We start from the raw sequence: 18,975 nt of genomic DNA, 5'->3' as shown, positions 1-18,975 counted from the left end.
TCCTTTTTTAATAAATCGGTGAGCGATTATGCCCCGATAAAGGTACTGATGACGCCAATTAAACCACCAAAAACACCGCCCCAAACGACTAGCCAGCCAAGGTGTTCTTTGATCATCTTTTGCACCATTTCTTTAACTAATGCCGGTGTTAATTCGCTTAAACGTTGATCGATGATACCTTCAATGTTCTGCTTTATCTCATCCATCATTGCAGGAGATTCGAATTGCTCTTTCAGTGCTTCTTTGATGTTATCGCTCTTGCTCAACTCAATGATGGATTCTTGCATCTTTTCGACGAAAGGTTGGCGCATGGGTTGTAGCGCTTCCGAGCCGCCAAACATCGCTAGCATGCCACCAAACTGAGAGCCTTCAATTACTTCCACTAGGGAATCAAATGCTGGATTTAAATCTACTTTCTCAATTACTGGTTGAAGATCGATGTTCACACCGCCCGCCATTTCTTTATTCAAGAATCGGTCAATGTTCGCTTCAGTAAAAAACTGTTCCATCATTAAGTTTTTGATAGCCAGTTTAAACTCTTCAAATCGCGCGGGGATCACGCCAGAACCGTATAATCCAGGCACTTTCTCAAACAGCATATGGATGGCAAGCCAGTTGGTGATGGCGCCTGAGAACGCAAACAGCCCTGCATACCAAAGATAGTCGTTTTGTAATTGATGACCTCCAGCCATCAAAGCGATAGCGAGGATATTCGTTAGCAAACTTTTGTTCATAGTGACCAGTTATATATGAATATCGGAAAGAATAAGTGGGCCTGATTCTATACCTAAGTCACATTAAGATGCTAGGTTTTGCCGTGATGAGTAATCTTGTAGAGAAGGGACAAAAAATGAATGCTCAGAAAAACAAAACCCGACAATCATTGTCGGGCCACTGCTTTTTCTTAGAAAAACTAAGATTCTATTTTTAATTTTAGATGCGGTAGATCTTACAACAAAGTTGGCATTTCCATCTTTCTGAGTAGCCAAATAGCTTGTCAGCCCAACTTGGTTTGAGTTGTACGATCTGCATTGAACCACATTTACACATAAGCTAATTACCTTATTGTTAATATAATAACTAAGCCATCTATTGAGTATAGCTGTTTCTCAAAAAGTGAAATGACAAATGAAGACGGCTCAATACTCTGTATTGTGTTCATTGCAATGGATACGCAACGAGGCGGTATATTAGCAGAAAAAGTGTGAGCTTTATCATGGAGAGTGTTTCATATATGAGAAACCACAATGGCTATATGAGCATCTAGCCATGGATTTAAATAAAAAACGGCGCTTAAAGCGCCGTTTTTATTGAGCTTATCACTCGTTAAGAAGCGTGTTGATTGTCTAGTTCTTCAGCGATAAATCCGCCAGTTTGATGCGCCCAAAGCTGGGCGTAAATGCCGTTATTCGCAATGAGTTCTTGATGAGAACCTTGTTCAACGATGCTGCCTTTATCTAGCACGATGAGGCGATCCATTTGTGCGATGGTCGATAATCGGTGAGCGATAGCAATAACCGTTTTCCCTTGCATTAATTCATTCAAGCTTTCCTGAATCGCTGCTTCGACTTCTGAATCTAGAGCCGATGTTGCTTCATCCAATACCAGCAATGGTGCATCTTTGAGTAGCACACGAGATATTGCGATACGCTGACGTTGGCCGCCAGACAGTTTCACACCACGTTCACCAACTTGCGCATCGTATCCGACATTACCAAATGGGTCGGTCAGAGTTTCGATAAACTCATGGGCATGCGCTTGCTTAGTGGCTTTCAGCAAATCTTCTTCTGTCGCATCTGGATTGCCATACAAAATATTGTCTCGAATTGAACGGTGTAGCAGAGAAGTATCTTGGGTCACCATACCGATCTTTGAACGCAAAGAGTCTTGTGTGACTTCTGAGATGTTCTGTCCATCGATCTTAATGCTGCCGTCTTCGACATCGTGGAAACGAAGTAACAAGTTCACCAAAGTCGATTTTCCGGCGCCGGAGCGCCCAACCAAGCCTACTTTCTCTCCTGGTTTGATGTTGAGATCGAGATGGCTAATTACGCCTTTGTTCTCACCGTAATGGAAGCTGACGTTATCAAAGTGAATGCCTCCTTCAGTGACAACCAAGTCTTTTGCACCTGGTTTATCTTTAATATCAATAGGCTTAGAGAGTGTTTTCATTCCATCGACAACGGTTCCCATGTTTTCAAAGAGGGCGCCAACTTCCCACATTATCCACATCGACATACCATTTACGCGTAATGCAAGACTAACAGCAATCGCAATCGCGCCAACGCTAATGGCACTATCCAACCACAGGTAAATAGATAAAGCAGCAACGGAAAAGACCAAAATATAGTTTGAGATCTCTACAGCGACGTCGAAGCCGGTCACTAGGCGCATTTGACGATAGACCGTATTCAAAAATCCTTTCATGCCTTGCTCGGCATATTGGGTTTCGCGCTGGCTATGAGAAAACAGTTTGACGGTTTGAATATTGGTATAACTGTCGACGATGCGCCCTGTCATTGTCGAACGTGCATCGGCCTGTGCTGAAGCGACGTCTTTGAGCTTAGGGACAAAATAGATTTGGATAGCGATGTAAGCGAGTAGCCAGACAATCATTGGGATCATCAAACGCCAGTCTGCCGTCGCTAACATAATGATCATGCTGGTGAAGTAAACCGTAACGTAAACAAACATATCCATAGCTTTCATCACGGTTTCGCGCACAGCTAATGAGGTTTGCATGACTTTCGTTGCGACTCGACCTGCAAAATCATCTTGATAGAAGTTCAAGCTTTGATTGAGCAAATACCGGTGTGCAAGCCAGCGGATAGACATTGGGTAGTTGCCCAATAACGTTTGATGAACGAGCAACGAGTACAAGATCACCAATATAGGCATGACAACCAGCAATAAGGCTCCGTAGAAAATCAAATCCGATTTGTTGTCTTGTAAGAACGTTTCTGGATTGCTGGTAGACAACCAATCAACCAATTGTCCCATGGCGCCAAACAACATTACCTCAACAACAGCCACAATTGTGGCCATCAAAGACATGATGATCAAAGGCTTTTCATAACCACGAGTGTAATAACGCAGAAAAGCGAACATCCCTGAAGGAGGCTGATCCGGTGTAGATTTGGGGAACGGCTCTGTAAAGCCTTCAAATCGTTTAAACATAACTCATCCTAAAGTTAAAACAGTGCCATTTGGGGTGGCTAAATCCATCGATTCACGCTGCTTTGGACGAAACCGCGTGTATGAGAGTTTTTTGCCTGCTCCTCGATAAAGCAGACCGATTGACGAGAGGGGCGAAAAAATAGTCTAACCGATTGTGTCTTAAATGTAACTAGTTGGTTATGAGTGTAATTGTCTATGGTTCTGATTCTTATGATGAATTCTTATCATGTTCATCGTGGTGCCATAAAAGCTTAAACCTGCAAAGTGACAATAAAATTTAAGGAAAAATGAACTTAATGCAGCAAAAATTACTTTTGTGCAATTAAATTAATTGTCAAAACAGCAAAACTGAAGTTAACAATAAATTTACAATCTCCTCATTCTAGTGATAAGGAATGTATTGGATGCTATTACACGAATCAGTGACCCAATTTGCTAATGGGAAAGAAGAAAGCACGCAAAGTGCTCAGCGCCAAACCGCAAACTGCGTAGTGATGGTGCCACCGAAAGAGTTTCGTTTTAATGAAGAAACCGCACAAGATAATGAGTTCCAACATAAAGTGTCACTCAGCCAAGAAGAAGTCTCACGTCGAGTAATGGCCGAGTTCGCGAGTATGGTTGCAACGCTGCGTCAAGAGGGCGTTCAAGTTGTTGAATTTGATTATCCAACTTCAGATGTTGCAACGCCAGACGCGGTATTTCCAAACAATTGGTTTAGCACTACGCCAGATGGCACGTTGTACACCTTTCCAATGGCCTGTGAAAACCGTCAAAAAGAAGTACGTCCCGATGCACTTGTGGCAGCACTAGCGCAAGCAGGGCGAGAAGTTCATCGACGCAGCAGTCTAACTGAATATCTTGACGAGCAAGCGTATTTAGAAAGCACGGGTGTGATGGTGTTTGACCACCTAAATAAAACGGTCTACGCCGCACTCTCACAACGTTGTGATCGTCTGGTTTTAGAAGATTACGCCGATCGTATTGGCTATGAACGAGTGATTTCTTTCCAAACTCGTTTGCCGTCTGGTGCGCCGATTTATCACACCAATGTGATGATGGCGGTTGGCGAACAGTTTTGCGTGATTTGTGACGAAGTGATCCCAGAATTTGAGCGTCGTTTTGTAATGAAGTCACTCGCCAAAGACAAGCAAGTCATCTCAATTTCGCTTGATCAGATGAACCAGTTCTGCGGTAACATTCTGCAACTAGAAACGATCAACGGCGACAAGGTGATTGCGATGTCGCAATCGGCGTACGATGCATTTTCACCAGCACAAAGAAACCAATTGGCAACGCACGGTAAATTGCTGCCATTCGACGTTTCTACCATAGAATCTATTGGTGGTGGTTCGGTTCGTTGCATGTTGGGTGAAGTGTTCTTACCGAATCGTAAAGCTGTGCTTTAATAAACTGCACATTTCTTTTCAGCCGCAGTGAAAGGCTGATGAAGCGTTCTCTTCAAGGGTTTTTAGCCGTTAGCTCTGTGGCAGTACAGACTAACGGCTTTTTTGCGCTTTTTAGTTTTCTGACGATTTGCGTAGGCGACGCTTGGTTTAAGCACCTAAAATAGGATGGTTCACCTAGCAGATTGTGGTAAAGTCCGCGCCTGCGTTTTACCGCATCTTCATTATTTTTATTGCTTCTTCAACCCAAAGTACAAGGTTTTCGTTAATGCCATTTTCTACTCTCTCATTGAGTTCTGAGCTGATTCACGCACTGCCAAAAGACTTCAAGAAACCGACCGATATTCAAGCGTTGGCCATTCCTGAGCTGTTGGCTGGTCAAGATCTATTGGCTTTGGCAAATACAGGCAGCGGCAAAACCCTTGCTTATGGTTTGCCTTTGTTGGAAAAGCTGGGTGTCAATCCTGAGCAAAAAGCGCTGATTCTTGTGCCAACTCGTGAGCTGGCAATGCAAGTGAGTGAAGCAATTAACCAAGTTGGTCAAGTTCTTGAACTCAACGCAGTGTGTTTGTGTGGCGGCGTTGATAAAGAGCAACAACAGCAGGCGCTAGCGACAAATCCTCATATCCTTGTCGCGACGACTGGTCGTTTGGTTGACCTAGCAAACAATGGCTTGGATTTGAGCAATGTTCATTATCTAGTATTGGATGAAGCCGACCGTTTGTTGGATATGGGCTTTTGGCCTGACGTACAAAATATTGCAGGGCAGATTTCAAACCAGCGTCAAACCGCAATGTTCTCGGCAACGTTTTCAGATGAGTTGAAGGATAAAGCGAAGCTGCTTATGCAGGCACCAAAGCAAGTTGCAGCGCATCAAGAAAACAGCACCAACCAAGATATTGCTGAAACGCTGTACCTCGTCAACAAAGGCAGTAAAACCAAGGCATTGATTGAACTGATTCAAAAAAACGCGTGGACTCAGGCATTAGTCTTTATTGGTGCGAAAGAGAACGCCGATGGCTTAGCGAAGAAGCTGAATAAAGCGGGCATCTCAACCAATGCGCTGCACGGTGATAAGAGCCAAGCTGAGCGAGAAGCAGCATTGGCGCAGTTTAAATCTGGGCAAATTCAGGTGTTGATTGCCACCGATCTACTAGCGCGCGGCATTCACATTGAGCAATTACCTGTAGTGATCAACTTTGAACTGCCAATGCATGCAGAAACTTATGTTCACCGAGTTGGGCGTACTGCTCGCGCAGGCGAACAAGGTGTGGCGATGTCATTGGTATGTCATGGTGAAATGGACGCACTAAACGCGATTCGTCACCTGACTCAACGTGCATTGCCAGTGCAAGATCTGGTTGGTTTTCCAGTAACGGATAAGCCATCAACTGGCGAGAGCAAACGCGCGCCACGCGATAAAAAAGCCAACCGCCGAACTAATGCTAAGAAGAGCATTAAGCAGTTTCAAGGTAAGTCGAAACGCCCAGCCCCGAGTGCGAAGTAAACCAAAAAAACACGCTCTGACGGCATAGTCGGTTCAGAGCGTGGCTTAAATTTTACTTTGGGGTGTTAACCCACAGTTGGGCCAACCAAGCGCATTTCCCAATCTTCAACTTCGCCAGTTTCTAGGCGGCGCTCGACCAACTTGCCCCAAGACTCGACTAACGGCAGCTCAGACAGCTGAGTGAGTTCTTTTCTATCTAAACAGCCAGTGAAAACCGCGCCCATGATGCGAGCCAGTGGCCATTCTGGATAAGGTCTTTCGCACAGAATAATCTCGTCACCTGCACCGATATCGCCTTCTTCCAACACTCGGAAATACCAGCCTGTTCGAAGCGTATCTTGCAGTCTTCTCGCCATGTCGTGTTGGTCAAAACGTACGTTAAGTTTCCAACAAGGCATGCGACCTTGCGACACTTCCAGTAGTGTTGAGCCGATGCGAATTTTATCTTTCAAGCAAATCGTGGATTCGGTGACGCCTTCGGAGCTGATGTTTTCGCCAAAGCCGCCGGCGGATTGGAAAATTGGTCTTTTGCCTAATTCTTGTTGCCAGATTGGGTAGTGCTCGCTTGGGTAAATATGAAGCGCTTTTTGAATGCCACCATGAAAGCGCGGATCACCTTGCTCATCACTGGTAAAACCAAGCTCTGTTGCGTGCTGGCGCTCAGGTAGCACTTGTTTGTTGATTGCGCTTTGCGCTCCATGAGCATAAGGGACGGTTTTCCCTGCTAGCACAGCTTTTACGACGCCGATTTTCTTCATATAACCTCCTTATTATTTGAATGAGAGATAAAGTGTTTACCTTCATTCGCGATGCGGAGCATGATAGCCTAGTAAACGTGTGTCGGAGTAGGGATGAAAAGACAACTAACAATGCTAACTCGCCAAATTGATTCGAAGTCAGGCGTCGTCACCTCCAATAAGATGATGGACGCGAATCCCCATTCTCCTGTTTTGGTGAAAACCATCGACATGCCAAAAGGTTACATTGATGCGCTGCATCAACACACTTGGCATCAAATCATCTTTCCTATCAAAGGGTTATTGCAAACACAAACTGAGCATTATCAGCACTTGGTTCCGCACACCTCTGCGTTATTTGTTCCTGCGGGTGTTCAACACGAGTCGATTGCTCTAAGCAACACGATATTTGTTGGCATTTACCTCAACCCTGAGTTTGGCGCAACGTACGAGCAACAAGTGAGAACCATTGCTTTAACGCCGTTTTTAAATGAGCTTTTACAAGAGATCCGCAGACAGTGTGAAGGTGAGACAAGCCACGAAGAAGTGCTGCATTTGCTGGCGGTGTTGCATGATCAAATTTTGAAAAGCAACGTGCAGACATTTCAGTTATTGCTGCCACAAGACAGACGACTAAAACTGATTTTCGAGCAATTGACAGACGAGCCCGCGTTAAGCTGTTCGCTAAAAGAGTGGGGGGAGAAAATTGGGGCGTCTGAGCGTACTTTATCACGGCTGTTCGCCAAGGAATTCAACACTTCATTTCTGCTTTGGCGGCAACAAATTCGGCTAATTTACTCGCTTTCTTTGTTAGATGAATCGTTGCCAATCCAAGCCATTGCAGACCTAGTGGGTTATCAAAATGACTCATCCTACATCAAAGCATTTAAAGCCTATTTTGATATGACGCCACAACAGTTTAGAGTGAACGGCGCATCGCGCAGGTAGAAATACAGAGTTTCGACTTCACTTAATGCTTTTGAGTAGAAGTCGCGAAACTTCCTTTTTGAATTTCAATTACATGGTATGAATAACAATGGCACCAACGATAAATACTCGAGTGAATCAATTCTGTTTTGGTCAGCCCCAAACGTCGCTGTCGTTGGAAAAAGAGCCCCTCAAACCGCTTGCTCAGGGCAAGGTTCGGGTGCGACTGGAAGCCACCAATATTAACCCAAGTGACTTGCTTTCCATTCATGGTGTTGGGCAATACCGCCGCGTTCACGTACCACCTCGCGTGCCGGGATTTGAAGCGGTTGGGCGTGTGGTGGAAGTCAGTGCAGTTGGTCAAACTGACCTTCAAGTTGGGCAAAAGGTGTTGGTGGCGATGAGTGGTACTTGGCAATACTACATAGATGCCTCGCCTGAGAATCTTTTTCCGCTACCTGAGAGTTTGGAGAACGGCTATGCCTGTCAGTTGTACATCAACGCGTTAACCGCGTGGGTGATCACCACTAAAGTAGCTAAGTTGAACAAAGACTATGTGGTGATCATCAATGCAGCAGGGTCAGCGATCGGTAAGATATTTGCCCAGCTCGCCCATTCACTGGGTTTTACACTGATTGCTGTGACCTCAAAGCCAGACGAGTATCCGTACGATACTATTCCAGTGTTGGACGCGAAGAAAGACTTACAAGCGCAGCTGCAAACGCGCCAACTGCCACAACCAACGGTCGCTCTGGACGCGATAGGTGGTGAGGCTGGCACGGATCTCATTCGTACCTTGAAAGAAAATGGCCAATACATCAACTACGGAACATTGTCGTTAACGCCTTATACGCCTGAGTTTTTTGAATCGATGAAGGCCAACAACATCGACTTTAGTACATTCTTTTTGCGGTATTGGGAAGAATCGGTAGGTAAAGGCGGGAGAAAGACGGTGTTCGCTGAAATGTTAGAACACTTTATTAGCAGCGACATAAAGTTAAACGTTGCATATGATCTGCCGTTAGAGGACTTTCAAACAGCGATTGAAATGGTTGAGCGACGCTCGTCAGCAGTGTCAGGAAAAATCATTTTGACGCTGTGAATTACAGTGAGCCTGTTGAGAAAAGGGAGGATAAAATCCTCCCTTTTTTATGGGTTTACTTGTAATGATTGGGCTATTTTAGATGGAAGATTTGCTCTGTTTCGAGCGATGTCATCGCACGTACTTGACGCCAAATGTAATAAAAAATACCGAACATCATCAACATACTTGGGATGGCAATCATTGGGTAACTGTACAGCGTCATTTTCCCTAACTCTTCGTTAAAGGCAGCAGTACCAGAAGGGCTAGTCACAATCCAAGTCGCAAGGAAGTAGTTCATTGCAGATGAGAACGCAAAAGTACTTGCAAACAAGTAGTTAGAAGACATAAGACAACGTTCGAACGCATCGGTTTTACCATTTTCTTTTAAACGTTGGTTAATCAACGCGAGATTCAACACTGTGTCATTCAGTACTAACTTCTGCATCAGTGGGTAGCGGGTAAACGTTGAACCCAAAACCGCTAAACCGATCAGGCCAGGAATCAGGGCTTCTTTTAGTGCTAACCAGCGTGTATCAAGCTCTAACAAGCCGATGCCACCAGTTAGCAGAACACTGATAAAGCCCAGTGCAGAAATAAAGTTAAATTTCTTGTTACGGACAAGGTCCATACCGCCATAAATGATAGGAAATAGCAAAGCGACAACCAGCGCCATTGCTGTCCCTAGATGCTCATCGCCACTAAACTTCATCAAAATGAAGGAAGGGATAAATACGTTGAAAAGGATTTCAAATAAGGGATTCGGCTTTTTCGCCGTCGTGTTACTCATAATGTTTTACTGACTCTACTCTATGTCGGCTGTTATTGTACTTTGACAAGAAGTGTTCATCTAGTCGCGCTTGATGTAAAGCGTTAAAGCGTCGAGTTGCGTAACGACTTATGAAATAGACCGGAGCATAGCCAGTTAGTTTACATGGTTGACTACTTTTTGTGTCTTAATGACTCTCCTTCTGTGCGATGATCTGATTACGCGCTCTGAATAATCGAGTCGCCACTGTGTTGTGGTTGAGCCTCAAGGCTTGGGCAATTTCATCATGATTCAACCCAGCCACTAAGCTCAAGAGCAACGGCTCTCGGTATTTGGGTTCGAGAATCATCATTTGTTTTTGAAGCCAATCTTGGGCCATGTCGTAGTCACTGCCAGGGTAGGTTTTTGTCTGTATTGCACACTCATCAATGTCGACAAAATCGTACTGTTTTCTATCAAAGCGCCGAGCATTCTCACGACGCAAAATAGTAATGAGCCAAGACTTCGCGGCGTTGGGGTCATTTAATTTATCAAAGAATCGCCACGCTTTCAGAAAGGTTTCTTGCGCTAAATCTTGAGCAAGGTGGTGATCTTTGCATAACCAATATGCGAGACGGTAGATCTCTTGGTATCGCTCTTTCGTCAGTGCTTCGTAACGTTTACGTTTTTCCATAGCATTAAGATAAAAAGTTTGGAGAGCACGTTGTGTCTGCCAGATGAACGACAACCCTTTTTATCGCTTTTACAGTGATAAAAAGGGTTGTTCGATTAGGAAGATAAATTCGAAGAGTTAACCTTCGAAATATCGAAGGGTGACTCTGATTTCTTTCTTACACGCTTAAAATGGTTGGTTGGAAAAACGTGAGTACTGGATGGCATCTGCGACTTCCTGAGCTTTAGACTCTGAAGTCATAAGGTGAAGTAGCTTAAGAGCAGCTTGATAGCTAACTAGGCTACCGTTCGAAGTGATAACGCCATCATCAATGACAAAATTCTGGTCGACTTGTACTTTGACTGCTGGGTAATCTCTTTGAAAGCCGTTTTCACCTCCGGCCCAAGTTGTTGCTTTTTTGCCGTTTAAAAGGCCAGCTTCGGCTAACAAATACGCGCCAGAGCAATTACTTGCCATCCAATCTGCCGCTTTTGAGGTAGTTTTAATAAAGTGAATGAGATCTTTATTTTCGATTAGTGCATCCATGTCATAGCTGGATGTTAAAACCAATACGTCGAGTTCCGGCAGATCACCAATCCAAGCATCCACACCAATTTTTAATCCTTCTTCAGTGGTGATGGTTTTCTGATCGGAGACGGAAATGGTGAGCACGTCATAATCACTAAACCAAGTGAGACGACTTGCGACGCCAAAAACCTCTAAAGGAGCAGTAACATCAGAGGTCAGTACGCCATCGTAAACTAGAATACCAATTCGTTTATCTGCGGCATGTGCTGTTTGAAGCACCCCAAAGAATAGGACTAGTGTTGCTATCAATAGTTGTAGTGCATTCTTCAATCCGTTTTTACCCATGGTTTTTTCCTCGCTAACAGAGCATCAAGTTATTGAGGTTCATTATATTTAGGCTAATTAGCGATTGAAGAGCCACTTGGCCTTTACTAAAGTGAATAAAATTCATGAATAGAGTTCATTGGTTATATGGATAAGATACGGTCCCTACGATTTTTTATTGCCACTTTAGATGGCGGTAGTTTTGCTGCGGCTGCCAAAGTGTATGGCACTGACCCTTCGACCGTGAGCAAAGCCATACATCGTCTTGAAAGCGATTTGGGTATACAGCTTTTTCAACGTTCTACGCGACAGAGCCGCCTGACAGAAGCTGGTCGTCGGTACGCAAATACTGCTAGGTTTGTACTGGAAGAGCTGGCGGCATGTGAGGATTCATTAAAAAGTCACAATGATGCACTTTCAGGGCAGCTTAAGATTAATGTGCCTGTCTCGTACGGTCGCCTCTATATTCGTCCTTTGCTAAAAGAGTTTTGCCGCCGCTACCCTAACATCACTATCGATATTCATTACGATGACGCCTACGTTGATATTATTGAGCAAGGTATTGATGTGTCGATTCGCTCTGGTGTCGTTCACGATAGTCAATTGATTGTGCGTCAGCTCAGCCCTATCGATTTTATCATTTGTGCCAGTCAGGATTACTTAGCGCGCCATGGTGTTCCGAGTGGCTCGGATGTATTCAATGACCATTCTTGGGTTCGTTTTCGTTTTAAACAAACGGGGAAACTGTTGCCGATTCGGATGCCAGAACCAGACGGTGCGAGTGAATATGACCCCGAAAGAAACTACATTGTAAATGACGGTGAATCTATGGCAGAGCTTTGCGCAGAAGGCTTAGGATTGACTCAGATCCCTCATTTTATCGCGAGAGACTGGCTTAAAGCGGGGCGTTTAGTGCCGATATTTCCGAGCATGCGCCAAGCAGGAAATGGCGTGTATCTTCTCTATGCCAACCGGGAATATGTGCCTGCCCGAGTGAGGGTGTTCATCGATTTTATCACTCAAGCAATACAGGATATGGATGAAACGCCATTCCATACTTGGGCTGAAACGTTGCCGATTTATCGACCGAACCAAGGCGATTGAAAACTTCATGTGAGTCTTTGGTTAAAACCCCCTAAGCTATATGGCGCTTTTATTGGTTTTTGTTAGTTTATTGGGCGTTATTATCGAAAAGCGCAGTTTGCTCTTCGTCACTCATAAAGGAAAGACAATGCCAACTAAGATCTTAGTGCCTGCTTTGGCCCTACTTCTCAGCGCATGTGGCGGCGATGGGGAGTCGTCAGCCCCAACAGAAAGCGGCTCACAAAACACAGGTTCCACATCGTCACAAGGCACATTTGCCGAGCAGATGCTTGCAGCGGTCAACAGCGCCCGCTCTACTACACAACAGTGTGGCGCAACCACCATGCCACCTGTTGGGGCCCTGACTTGGAGCTACGATTTGGAAAGCGCCGCTTATCGACATTCAAGCGATATGGCGAACAGCGATTTCATGAGCCACACAGGCTCTGATGGCAGCAAAATGTCAGATCGAGTTAACGCAACGGGTTATGCTTGGAGCGCCATTGGTGAGAATGTCGCAGTAGGGCAAAGCAGCATTAACGCCGTCGTTAATGCTTGGTTATCGAGTGAAGGCCACTGCCTTAATATCATGAGTGCGGATTTTGATCAGATGGGCGCGTCGCTTGTCGAAAATCACTCTGCACGCTACGGGTATTACTGGACTCAGGTTTTTGCCAAACAGCGCTAATGCGATAAAGAAGCCCGATAGATAAAAAATAAAACGCCAGCAGTCACTATCTGCTGGCGTTTTATTATTTACATCTCTTTTAGCTTGTCAGGTTACGAAGTTTTGGGTCATCCGCCAGGTATTCAACAAATTCAATCTCAAAACCGGCAGGGTCAACAAAATACACATTCTTGCGGTATGGTTCATCAGCACCAGGTTGGGCAATCGGATAACCTGCATCGGTTAGTCTTTTGATGATTGCATCGACGTTGTTGGTCACATAAGCAAAATGCGCTAGCCCAACTTGGTGCCCGCTCAACTCGCGGTTTTCTCCTTCGCCATGGTCACTCATGGCTATGTATTGATACTCGTCGCCAAAATGTAGCCAGTTTCTTGGCTTGCCACTCCATTCGCCTTTACCTTCATCACGCACGTACCAATGTGGAAATGCAGTTTGGTAAAACTTCAGCATTTCAGGGATATCTTTCACGACTAAGTTAATATGTTCTAGTTGGATCATGATGTGCTCCTTTTTGTCATTTTCTAGCCAACGATGAATATGCTAAAACCTCAAGTAAAGTTGAGGTAAAGGGCTTTTTTAAAATTTTTTAGGGTTGATATCTTTGGATCTGGATACATTGAGAGATTCGGTGGGTTTGGTGCTTTGAATCTGAGAGCTGGGTTAGGGGCTTGCAACCTTGTTTCACCTTTTGTTTGTTCGTGTTCTTGCTAATCATTTTCGATCGAGTTTGTGGTGAGTAGATTCCCAGCCTCACCTAGGTTCGCGGGAATGACGGAAAGAGAGTGCTAAACGAAGAGCGTCATTCTGAAAGAGCCTAAGCGAGTATTCAGAATCTACTTTCAGTGTGTTGTTATGTTGCGTTGTGAATTGAACTATCCGCGAGCACAGAACCAGTTCCTCCCTTTTGAGCTCTGCGTGTTGAGAGCTTCGGAGTTTGATACAAGGGGAGGTTAGGTGGGGTTGCTGGTTGAATGTTGGGTAAGGTGCTTGCAACCTTGTTTCACCTTTTGTTTGTTCGTGCTACTCATTTTCGATCGAGTTTACGGTGAGTAGATTCCGAGTCTCACCTAGGTTCGCGGGAATGACGGAAAGAGAGCTAAACGAGCAGCGTCATTCTGAAGGAGCCTAAGCGAGTATTCAGAATCTACTTTCAGTGTGTTGTTATGTTGCGTTGTGAATTGAATTATCCGTGATTGTAGAGCCATTCCCTCCAGTTTGAACTCGGAGCGCTGAGAGATTTGCTTACACCTCTCCCCAAACCAAAAAAGCCAGCAGTTAATATCTGCTGGCAAAGTCTTTGGGCTTCTAGGTTTTTTGATTTTATTTCTTGTTACTCATCGCTGTCACGGTGCCCCGATTGGTTTTCCGGGGAAGAAAACACAGCACCTTGCGCTTTGTGCTCAAGAAATTGGAGATTAACCTTGCTTACGGATTAGGTAGTCAAATGCGCCTAAGCTTGCTTTTGCACCTTCACCCATCGCAATGATGATCTGTTTGTAAGGAACGGTTGTTGCGTCACCCGCTGCGAACACACCTTCTAGGCTAGTATCGCCACGGCTACCGACTTCAATCTCACCGCGCTCAGATAGGGCTACTTCTGAATCTTTTAGCCATTCTGTGTTTGGTACTAGACCGATTTGAACAAAGATACCTGACAGTTCAATCTCTTTGATTTCGTCTGTGTTGCGGTCTTTGTACTTCAAGCTTGTTACGCGAGTACCGTCACCCACCACTTCTGTTGTTTGCGCCATCGTGATGATGTCTACGTTTGGTAGTGAGTTCGCTTTGTCGATAAGCACTTGGTCTGCGCGAAGTACGTCTGCGAATTCAAGAACCGTTACGTGTTCTACGATACCAGCAAGGTCGATAGCTGCTTCGATGCCTGAGTTACCACCGCCGATAACCGCAGTTTTCTTGCCTTTGAACAGTGGACCGTCACAATGTGGGCAGTACGCGACACCTTTGTTGCGGTACTCTTGCTCTCCCGGAACGTTCATTTCACGCCAGCGTGCACCTGGGCTTAAGATGACACTCTTACTCTTCAGCGTTGCGCCGCTTTCAAGTTGGATGTGAATCAAACCATCTTCTGTGTGTGCTGCACCCATTAGCTTCTCAGCTTGTTGCTCAGTCACGACGTCTACATCGTATTCTTTTAGGTGTTCTGCTAGGTCAGTTGCCAGTTTTGGACCTTCAGTACGTTTTACCGAAATGAAGTTCTCAATTGCCATGGTGTCCATAACCTGACCACCAAAGCGTTTAGCAACAACACCAGTGCGAATACCTTTACGAGCAGCATAAAGAGCAGCTGCGCTACCACCAGGGCCACCGCCGACAACAAGTACGTCGTATGGGTCTTTTTCGCTTAGTGCTTTCGCCGCTTTCTCGCTCGCGCCGTCATCCACTTTGTTTAGGATTTCAGTCAGAGACATACGGCCTTGACCGAATAGCTCACCGTTCACGAATACACTTGGTACTGCCATGATGTCGCGTTGTTTCACTTCATCTTGGAACAAACCACCGTCGATCATGGTTGCTTTTACTTTCGGGTTGATCGCCGCCATCATGTTGAACGCTTGAACCACGTCCGGACAGTTTTGACACGACAGTGAAATGAAGATTTCTACGTCTAGATCTTTGTCTAGTGCTGCGATTTGCTCAATCACTTCTGGTTCTAGTTTGATTGGGTGACCGCCAGAGTGAAGCAGTGCCAATACTAGAGAGGTAAATTCGTGACCCATTGGCAAGCCTGCAAAGCGTAGTGCTGTGCCTTTAGCTGGGTTAGTTACCGCCATCACTGGTTTACGTGCGCTTGCGTTGTCGTCACGTTCAACGGTGATTAGGTCGCTCATCTCTGCGATTTGGTTCGCTAGAGACAAAATGTCATTCGATGCTTTGCTTTCATCTAGACTAACCACTAAACGAACTTCTTCTTTTACATTAGCCAGATATTGTTTGAGTTGTTGTTGGATCGCTTGGTCTAACATAGTTGTTACTACCTTAATTAAATAGTTACCAATCAAAACAAGTATTTGTTCATTCTTGCTAGCTAAAATCGTTGATAACTGCGTTATAGATTTTGTAGTTAGAGTAACTAGCTATCGAAAATCTATGCCTGGTTCTAAACGATTTTTTCTACGCAATTACTGCACACCTACTTATTCAGATAGGTAATAAAAAGTGGTTACTGTAGATAAAACCTGAGGGGGAGAGAGCAAATCAGGCAGAAGGTCGTCAAGGTATCTAACCTGAAGTGCTCTCTAATTCAGTTCTAATCAGAAAAAGGAAATCGGAACTGATTAGAACTTAAATTTCAGTGGCTTAGATTTTACCAACTAGGTCTAGTGATGGAGCTAGTGTTTCTTCACCTTCTTTCCATTTAGCTGGGCAAACTTCGCCTGGGTGTGCTGCTACGTATTGAGCTGCTTTCACTTTGCGTAGTAGGTCTTCTGCGTCACGACCGATACCTTCAGCAGTGATTTCCATTGCTTGGATAGTACCTTCTGGGTCGATTAGGAACGTAGCGCGGTCTGCAAGACCTTGACCTTCACGCATCACACCGAAGTTGTTTGTGATGTTGCCTGTTTGGTCGCCAAGCATGTAGTACTGAATCTTACCGATTGTGTCTGAGCTGTCGTGCCATGCTTTGTGAGTGAAGTGTGTATCAGTTGATACTGAGTAAACTTCTACGCCACGTTTTTGTAGCTCTTCGTAGTGGTCTGCTAGGTCGCCCAGTTCTGTTGGACATACAAACGTAAAGTCTGCTGGGTAGAAGAAGAATACTGCCCATTTACCTAGAACGTCTTGTTCTGTTACTTCAACGAATTCGCCGTTTTTGTACGCTGTAGCTGCAAATGGTTTGATTTGAGTATTAATCATAATTTACTTTCCTTTGAATGTTTTAAGCTGAGCTGTTGTTGCTTTCGGAAAGTATATTCTCATCGGAGTGTGTTTAAGGAAAATCGCTTGTAACTATCCTATTGATAGCCATTTCCTATTTCACTTGATAGGGAAATCCGATGTAAGTGAGTTTGCTTTGATAGGTTTTATTGAAGATGAACGCAGATTAGCAATAGAGAATACCGATGATGACTTTGAGTAGATCTTCTAGCTAAGATCGAAAGAGCCTGCATCTCGGCAGGCTCTTTCTAATAGGAAGTGGGGAAGCGGATGCGTCTATTTTTTCAGCCCAGATTGTCGAGCACTTTGCCACACAGCTTCTTCAGCATGATCATTTCATCCAGCTCTAATGTGATTTTGCACATCATGGCGTTTGGCACTGACTTAGCTTGCTCTTTAAGGGCACGACCTTGCTCGGTTAGATTGAGTACGCGAACGCGCTCATCGGTTTCACTGCGACCACGCTCTACATAGCCTTTTGCTTCTAAGCGTTTAAGCAGCGGTGTGAGTGTGCCTGAGTCCAAATGCAGTTGTGACCCCAATTCTTTTACGCTGGCACCGTCTTTCTCCCACAGCACCATCATCACTAAGTACTGCGAATAAGTCAGATCAAGCTCATCCAACAACGGGCGGTACGCTCGGATCACTGCATTTGCTGCGCTGTAGAGCGGGAAGCAAACTTGGTTTTCGAGTAAGAGTTTATCGTCGTTGGTCATGGTGTTGTCGGTGTAACACTGGCTCATTGGCGTTGCCTACCTGATCACAGAGAAAGAGAGTTATAAAATAAATTGTGCACAATATAGTTGCAAACGATCTTTACTTCGATATAAGATTGCAAGCAATTAAATTGTGCGCAACTTAAACTAAGAAGGACACTCGCATGACTACTCTATACAAAACTCAAGCTACCGCTTTGGCTGGTCGTAATGGTCAAGTAAAAACTGATGACGGTCTTCTCGATCTAGAGCTGTCATACCCGAAGGAAATGGGCGGCACAGGCGCAGCAACTAACCCAGAACAGCTTTTTGCTGCGGGTTATTCAGCGTGTTTTTCTAACGCGATTTTGCACGTAGCACGTGAAGGTAAAGTAAACCTGAAAAGTGCACCCGTAACAGCGGAAGTAGGCATTGGTCCGAACGATAACGGTGGCTTTGCACTAACAGTGAGCCTAGCGGTAGAGCTAGACATGCCACAAGAACAAGCGCTAGAGCTAACGCGCATTGCACACCAAGTTTGCCCATACTCAAACGCAGTTCGTGGCAACATTGATGTGGCAGTAACGGTAAACGGCGAAGCAATTTAAGCGGTTCTTATCACTGCACAAAGACAAGAAAGCCTGCAAGTACGCAGGCTTTTTCTATATTTGAAGTAGGAGTCTAAATTTAAACTTAATTTGGTTTGTTCGAAATGCACAGGTATAGTTGGCAAGATTAGGTCAAAATCTAAACGAAAAATAGAATGTGATTAGCACTTTCTATTGATTCAAATATTTCGGTCAAACCTGCAGTATAGCTCGGCTGGTTTCGCTTGTTGTTACACCAGCGGGGTTGCCGATAGGAGTCATGTGATGAGCACTGAAACGGTAAGTTATCTAAAAAAGAATGCTGCGAAGCTTGAACTGGATGAGCCAATGACGATTACGCAAAATGGTAAGCCTATTTATGTCGTTGAGTCTTATGAAGAACGTCAGAAGCGTGATGAAGCCATTGCTTTAATGAAGTTTGTTAGCTTTGCTCAAAATGATGTTGCGAATGAACGTGTAAAGTCATCAGAAGATATGAAGAGCACGTTAGCAGCACTCAAAGATTGAGTTTGATACGAGCATGGAAGCAAAAGTTCTCTATACACAAACCTTTGAAAATACGGCTATTCAGAGTATTAACTATTTATCGAACTGGAGCGCTCGCAACGATGTGATTGATAGATTAATTGCGGTTCAGCAGAGGTTTGAACACAACGTTTTGAATAACCCGTCTATCTATCCGCCTTGTTATGAACTGACAACCATCGGTGTTTACGACATCCGGCAATTCAGCTTTGATGGATTCAAGCTGCTTTACCGAATTGGTGACAAAAATACTATCTATGCTCTAGTGATTCTGAGCGACAAACAAAACCTACAAAACGCATTGATTGACCACTGCATCATGTTCAAATGATTCTATGAGAGACCGCATTAACGCGGTCTCTTTTGCTTTCTG

19 protein-coding genes are annotated in these 18,975 nt (G+C 44.7%); 9 read left to right on the top strand and 10 right to left on the bottom strand.

Going from position 1 to position 18,975, the window contains the following annotated elements; all coding sequences use genetic code 11:
* Positions 1-26: 26 nt before the first annotated feature.
* Together R8O10_RS19900 and R8O10_RS19895 are read right to left on the bottom strand one after the other, a co-directional pair.
* Complete coding sequence (locus R8O10_RS19900; protein ID WP_318191678.1) at positions 27-734, bottom strand: DUF445 domain-containing protein; 708 nt, start codon at positions 732-734, stop codon at positions 27-29.
* Between the two features lie 592 nt (positions 735-1,326).
* The gene (locus tag R8O10_RS19895) at positions 1,327-3,177 is read right to left on the bottom strand and encodes an ABC transporter ATP-binding protein (protein ID WP_149191684.1); all 1,851 of its coding nucleotides are present in this window, start codon (positions 3,175-3,177) and stop codon (positions 1,327-1,329) included.
* A 404-nt stretch (positions 3,178-3,581) separates the two neighbouring features.
* Between R8O10_RS19895 and R8O10_RS19890 the strand changes: the two genes are divergently transcribed.
* Positions 3,582-4,583: an arginine deiminase-related protein gene (locus tag R8O10_RS19890; RefSeq protein WP_005374598.1), complete on the top strand. Its 1,002-nt coding sequence runs from the start codon at positions 3,582-3,584 to the stop codon at positions 4,581-4,583.
* Positions 4,584-4,848: 265 nt separating this feature from the next.
* A complete protein-coding gene (locus tag R8O10_RS19885; protein WP_213899048.1) occupies positions 4,849-6,087 on the top strand; it encodes a DEAD/DEAH box helicase in 1,239 nt (412 codons plus the stop codon).
* Positions 6,088-6,152: 65 nt separating this feature from the next.
* On the opposite strand, the gene R8O10_RS19880 is transcribed toward R8O10_RS19885, so the two are convergent.
* A complete protein-coding gene (locus tag R8O10_RS19880) occupies positions 6,153-6,845 on the bottom strand; it encodes an MOSC domain-containing protein (RefSeq protein ID WP_158173296.1) in 693 nt (230 codons plus the stop codon).
* A gap of 111 nt (positions 6,846-6,956) precedes the next feature.
* Here R8O10_RS19880 and R8O10_RS19875 point away from each other — a divergent pair, with 111 nt between their 5' ends.
* Both R8O10_RS19875 and R8O10_RS19870 read left to right on the top strand, forming a co-directional pair.
* Positions 6,957-7,772 carry an AraC family transcriptional regulator gene (locus R8O10_RS19875; protein ID WP_033906852.1) on the top strand — a complete coding sequence of 272 codons (816 nt, stop codon included), beginning with the start codon at positions 6,957-6,959 and terminating at the stop codon, positions 7,770-7,772.
* An 88-nt stretch (positions 7,773-7,860) separates the two neighbouring features.
* Complete coding sequence (locus tag R8O10_RS19870; RefSeq protein WP_250654530.1) at positions 7,861-8,853, top strand: zinc-dependent alcohol dehydrogenase family protein; 993 nt, start codon at positions 7,861-7,863, stop codon at positions 8,851-8,853.
* A gap of 73 nt (positions 8,854-8,926) precedes the next feature.
* Here R8O10_RS19870 and R8O10_RS19865 read toward each other — a convergent pair whose 3' ends face one another.
* From R8O10_RS19865 to R8O10_RS19855, 3 genes are all read right to left on the bottom strand, one after another.
* The gene (locus R8O10_RS19865) at positions 8,927-9,622 is read right to left on the bottom strand and encodes a VC0807 family protein (RefSeq protein ID WP_005383527.1); all 696 of its coding nucleotides are present in this window, start codon (positions 9,620-9,622) and stop codon (positions 8,927-8,929) included.
* 166 nt (positions 9,623-9,788) lie between these two features.
* Complete coding sequence (locus R8O10_RS19860; RefSeq protein WP_254901941.1) at positions 9,789-10,319, bottom strand: sigma-70 family RNA polymerase sigma factor; 531 nt, start codon at positions 10,317-10,319, stop codon at positions 9,789-9,791.
* 120 nt (positions 10,320-10,439) lie between these two features.
* A complete protein-coding gene (locus tag R8O10_RS19855) occupies positions 10,440-11,126 on the bottom strand; it encodes a DJ-1/PfpI family protein (RefSeq protein ID WP_005374612.1) in 687 nt (228 codons plus the stop codon).
* A gap of 126 nt (positions 11,127-11,252) precedes the next feature.
* Between R8O10_RS19855 and R8O10_RS19850 the strand changes: the two genes are divergently transcribed.
* On the top strand, positions 11,253-12,209 hold the full coding sequence (locus tag R8O10_RS19850; protein WP_005374613.1) for a LysR family transcriptional regulator: 957 nt from the start codon (positions 11,253-11,255) through the stop codon (positions 12,207-12,209).
* A 127-nt stretch (positions 12,210-12,336) separates the two neighbouring features.
* Positions 12,337-12,876, top strand: coding sequence for a CAP domain-containing protein (locus R8O10_RS19845; protein ID WP_318191677.1), 540 nt, complete (start codon positions 12,337-12,339; stop codon positions 12,874-12,876).
* Positions 12,877-12,955: 79 nt separating this feature from the next.
* Here the strand turns inward: R8O10_RS19845 and R8O10_RS19840 are convergent, their stop codons facing one another.
* From R8O10_RS19840 to R8O10_RS19825, 4 genes are all read right to left on the bottom strand, one after another.
* Positions 12,956-13,375, bottom strand: a complete 420-nt coding sequence (locus R8O10_RS19840; RefSeq protein WP_005374615.1) for a VOC family protein — start codon at positions 13,373-13,375, stop codon at positions 12,956-12,958.
* Positions 13,376-14,292: 917 nt separating this feature from the next.
* The gene (ahpF, locus tag R8O10_RS19835; RefSeq protein WP_005374617.1) at positions 14,293-15,861 is read right to left on the bottom strand and encodes an alkyl hydroperoxide reductase subunit F; all 1,569 of its coding nucleotides are present in this window, start codon (positions 15,859-15,861) and stop codon (positions 14,293-14,295) included.
* A 334-nt stretch (positions 15,862-16,195) separates the two neighbouring features.
* The gene (gene ahpC, locus R8O10_RS19830) at positions 16,196-16,753 is read right to left on the bottom strand and encodes an alkyl hydroperoxide reductase subunit C (protein WP_005374632.1); all 558 of its coding nucleotides are present in this window, start codon (positions 16,751-16,753) and stop codon (positions 16,196-16,198) included.
* Between the two features lie 305 nt (positions 16,754-17,058).
* Positions 17,059-17,517, bottom strand: coding sequence for a MarR family winged helix-turn-helix transcriptional regulator (locus R8O10_RS19825; protein WP_054578594.1), 459 nt, complete (start codon positions 17,515-17,517; stop codon positions 17,059-17,061).
* 137 nt (positions 17,518-17,654) lie between these two features.
* Between R8O10_RS19825 and R8O10_RS19820 the strand changes: the two genes are divergently transcribed.
* The 3 genes from R8O10_RS19820 to R8O10_RS19810 all read left to right on the top strand — a co-directional run bounded on the left by R8O10_RS19820 (position 17,655) and on the right by R8O10_RS19810 (position 18,933).
* A complete protein-coding gene (locus tag R8O10_RS19820) occupies positions 17,655-18,077 on the top strand; it encodes an organic hydroperoxide resistance protein (protein WP_005374640.1) in 423 nt (140 codons plus the stop codon).
* 264 nt (positions 18,078-18,341) lie between these two features.
* Positions 18,342-18,584 carry a type II toxin-antitoxin system Phd/YefM family antitoxin gene (locus tag R8O10_RS19815; RefSeq protein ID WP_005383516.1) on the top strand — a complete coding sequence of 81 codons (243 nt, stop codon included), beginning with the start codon at positions 18,342-18,344 and terminating at the stop codon, positions 18,582-18,584.
* 13 nt (positions 18,585-18,597) lie between these two features.
* Positions 18,598-18,933, top strand: coding sequence for a type II toxin-antitoxin system RelE/ParE family toxin (locus tag R8O10_RS19810; protein WP_020195558.1), 336 nt, complete (start codon positions 18,598-18,600; stop codon positions 18,931-18,933).
* Positions 18,934-18,975 lie beyond the last annotated feature (42 nt).

The organism is Vibrio sp. 1727 (genome assembly GCF_033344415.1).
Classification (GTDB): Bacteria; Pseudomonadota; Gammaproteobacteria; order Enterobacterales; family Vibrionaceae; genus Vibrio; species Vibrio alginolyticus.
This window is presented reverse-complemented; position numbering and strand designations above follow the sequence as displayed.

Excerpts from the sequence above, each read along its gene's own strand:
- R8O10_RS19900 (WP_318191678.1), bottom strand. The coding sequence starts at position 734 with ATGAACAAAAGTTTGCTAACGAATATCCTCGCTATCGCTTTGATGGCT.
- R8O10_RS19895 (WP_149191684.1), bottom strand. The coding sequence starts at position 3,177 with ATGTTTAAACGATTTGAAGGCTTTACAGAGCCGTTCCCCAAATCTACA.
- R8O10_RS19890 (WP_005374598.1), top strand. The coding sequence starts at position 3,582 with ATGCTATTACACGAATCAGTGACCCAATTTGCTAATGGGAAAGAAGAA.
- R8O10_RS19885 (WP_213899048.1), top strand. The coding sequence starts at position 4,849 with ATGCCATTTTCTACTCTCTCATTGAGTTCTGAGCTGATTCACGCACTG.
- R8O10_RS19880 (WP_158173296.1), bottom strand. The coding sequence starts at position 6,845 with ATGAAGAAAATCGGCGTCGTAAAAGCTGTGCTAGCAGGGAAAACCGTC.
- R8O10_RS19875 (WP_033906852.1), top strand. The coding sequence starts at position 6,957 with ATGCTAACTCGCCAAATTGATTCGAAGTCAGGCGTCGTCACCTCCAAT.
- R8O10_RS19870 (WP_250654530.1), top strand. The coding sequence starts at position 7,861 with ATGGCACCAACGATAAATACTCGAGTGAATCAATTCTGTTTTGGTCAG.
- R8O10_RS19865 (WP_005383527.1), bottom strand. The coding sequence starts at position 9,622 with ATGAGTAACACGACGGCGAAAAAGCCGAATCCCTTATTTGAAATCCTT.
- R8O10_RS19855 (WP_005374612.1), bottom strand. The coding sequence starts at position 11,126 with ATGGGTAAAAACGGATTGAAGAATGCACTACAACTATTGATAGCAACA.
- R8O10_RS19850 (WP_005374613.1), top strand. The coding sequence starts at position 11,253 with ATGGATAAGATACGGTCCCTACGATTTTTTATTGCCACTTTAGATGGC.
- R8O10_RS19845 (WP_318191677.1), top strand. The coding sequence starts at position 12,337 with ATGCCAACTAAGATCTTAGTGCCTGCTTTGGCCCTACTTCTCAGCGCA.
- R8O10_RS19840 (WP_005374615.1), bottom strand. The coding sequence starts at position 13,375 with ATGATCCAACTAGAACATATTAACTTAGTCGTGAAAGATATCCCTGAA.
- ahpF (WP_005374617.1), bottom strand. The coding sequence starts at position 15,861 with ATGTTAGACCAAGCGATCCAACAACAACTCAAACAATATCTGGCTAAT.
- ahpC (WP_005374632.1), bottom strand. The coding sequence starts at position 16,753 with ATGATTAATACTCAAATCAAACCATTTGCAGCTACAGCGTACAAAAAC.
- R8O10_RS19825 (WP_054578594.1), bottom strand. The coding sequence starts at position 17,517 with ATGAGCCAGTGTTACACCGACAACACCATGACCAACGACGATAAACTC.
- R8O10_RS19820 (WP_005374640.1), top strand. The coding sequence starts at position 17,655 with ATGACTACTCTATACAAAACTCAAGCTACCGCTTTGGCTGGTCGTAAT.
- R8O10_RS19815 (WP_005383516.1), top strand. The coding sequence starts at position 18,342 with ATGAGCACTGAAACGGTAAGTTATCTAAAAAAGAATGCTGCGAAGCTT.
- R8O10_RS19810 (WP_020195558.1), top strand. The coding sequence starts at position 18,598 with ATGGAAGCAAAAGTTCTCTATACACAAACCTTTGAAAATACGGCTATT.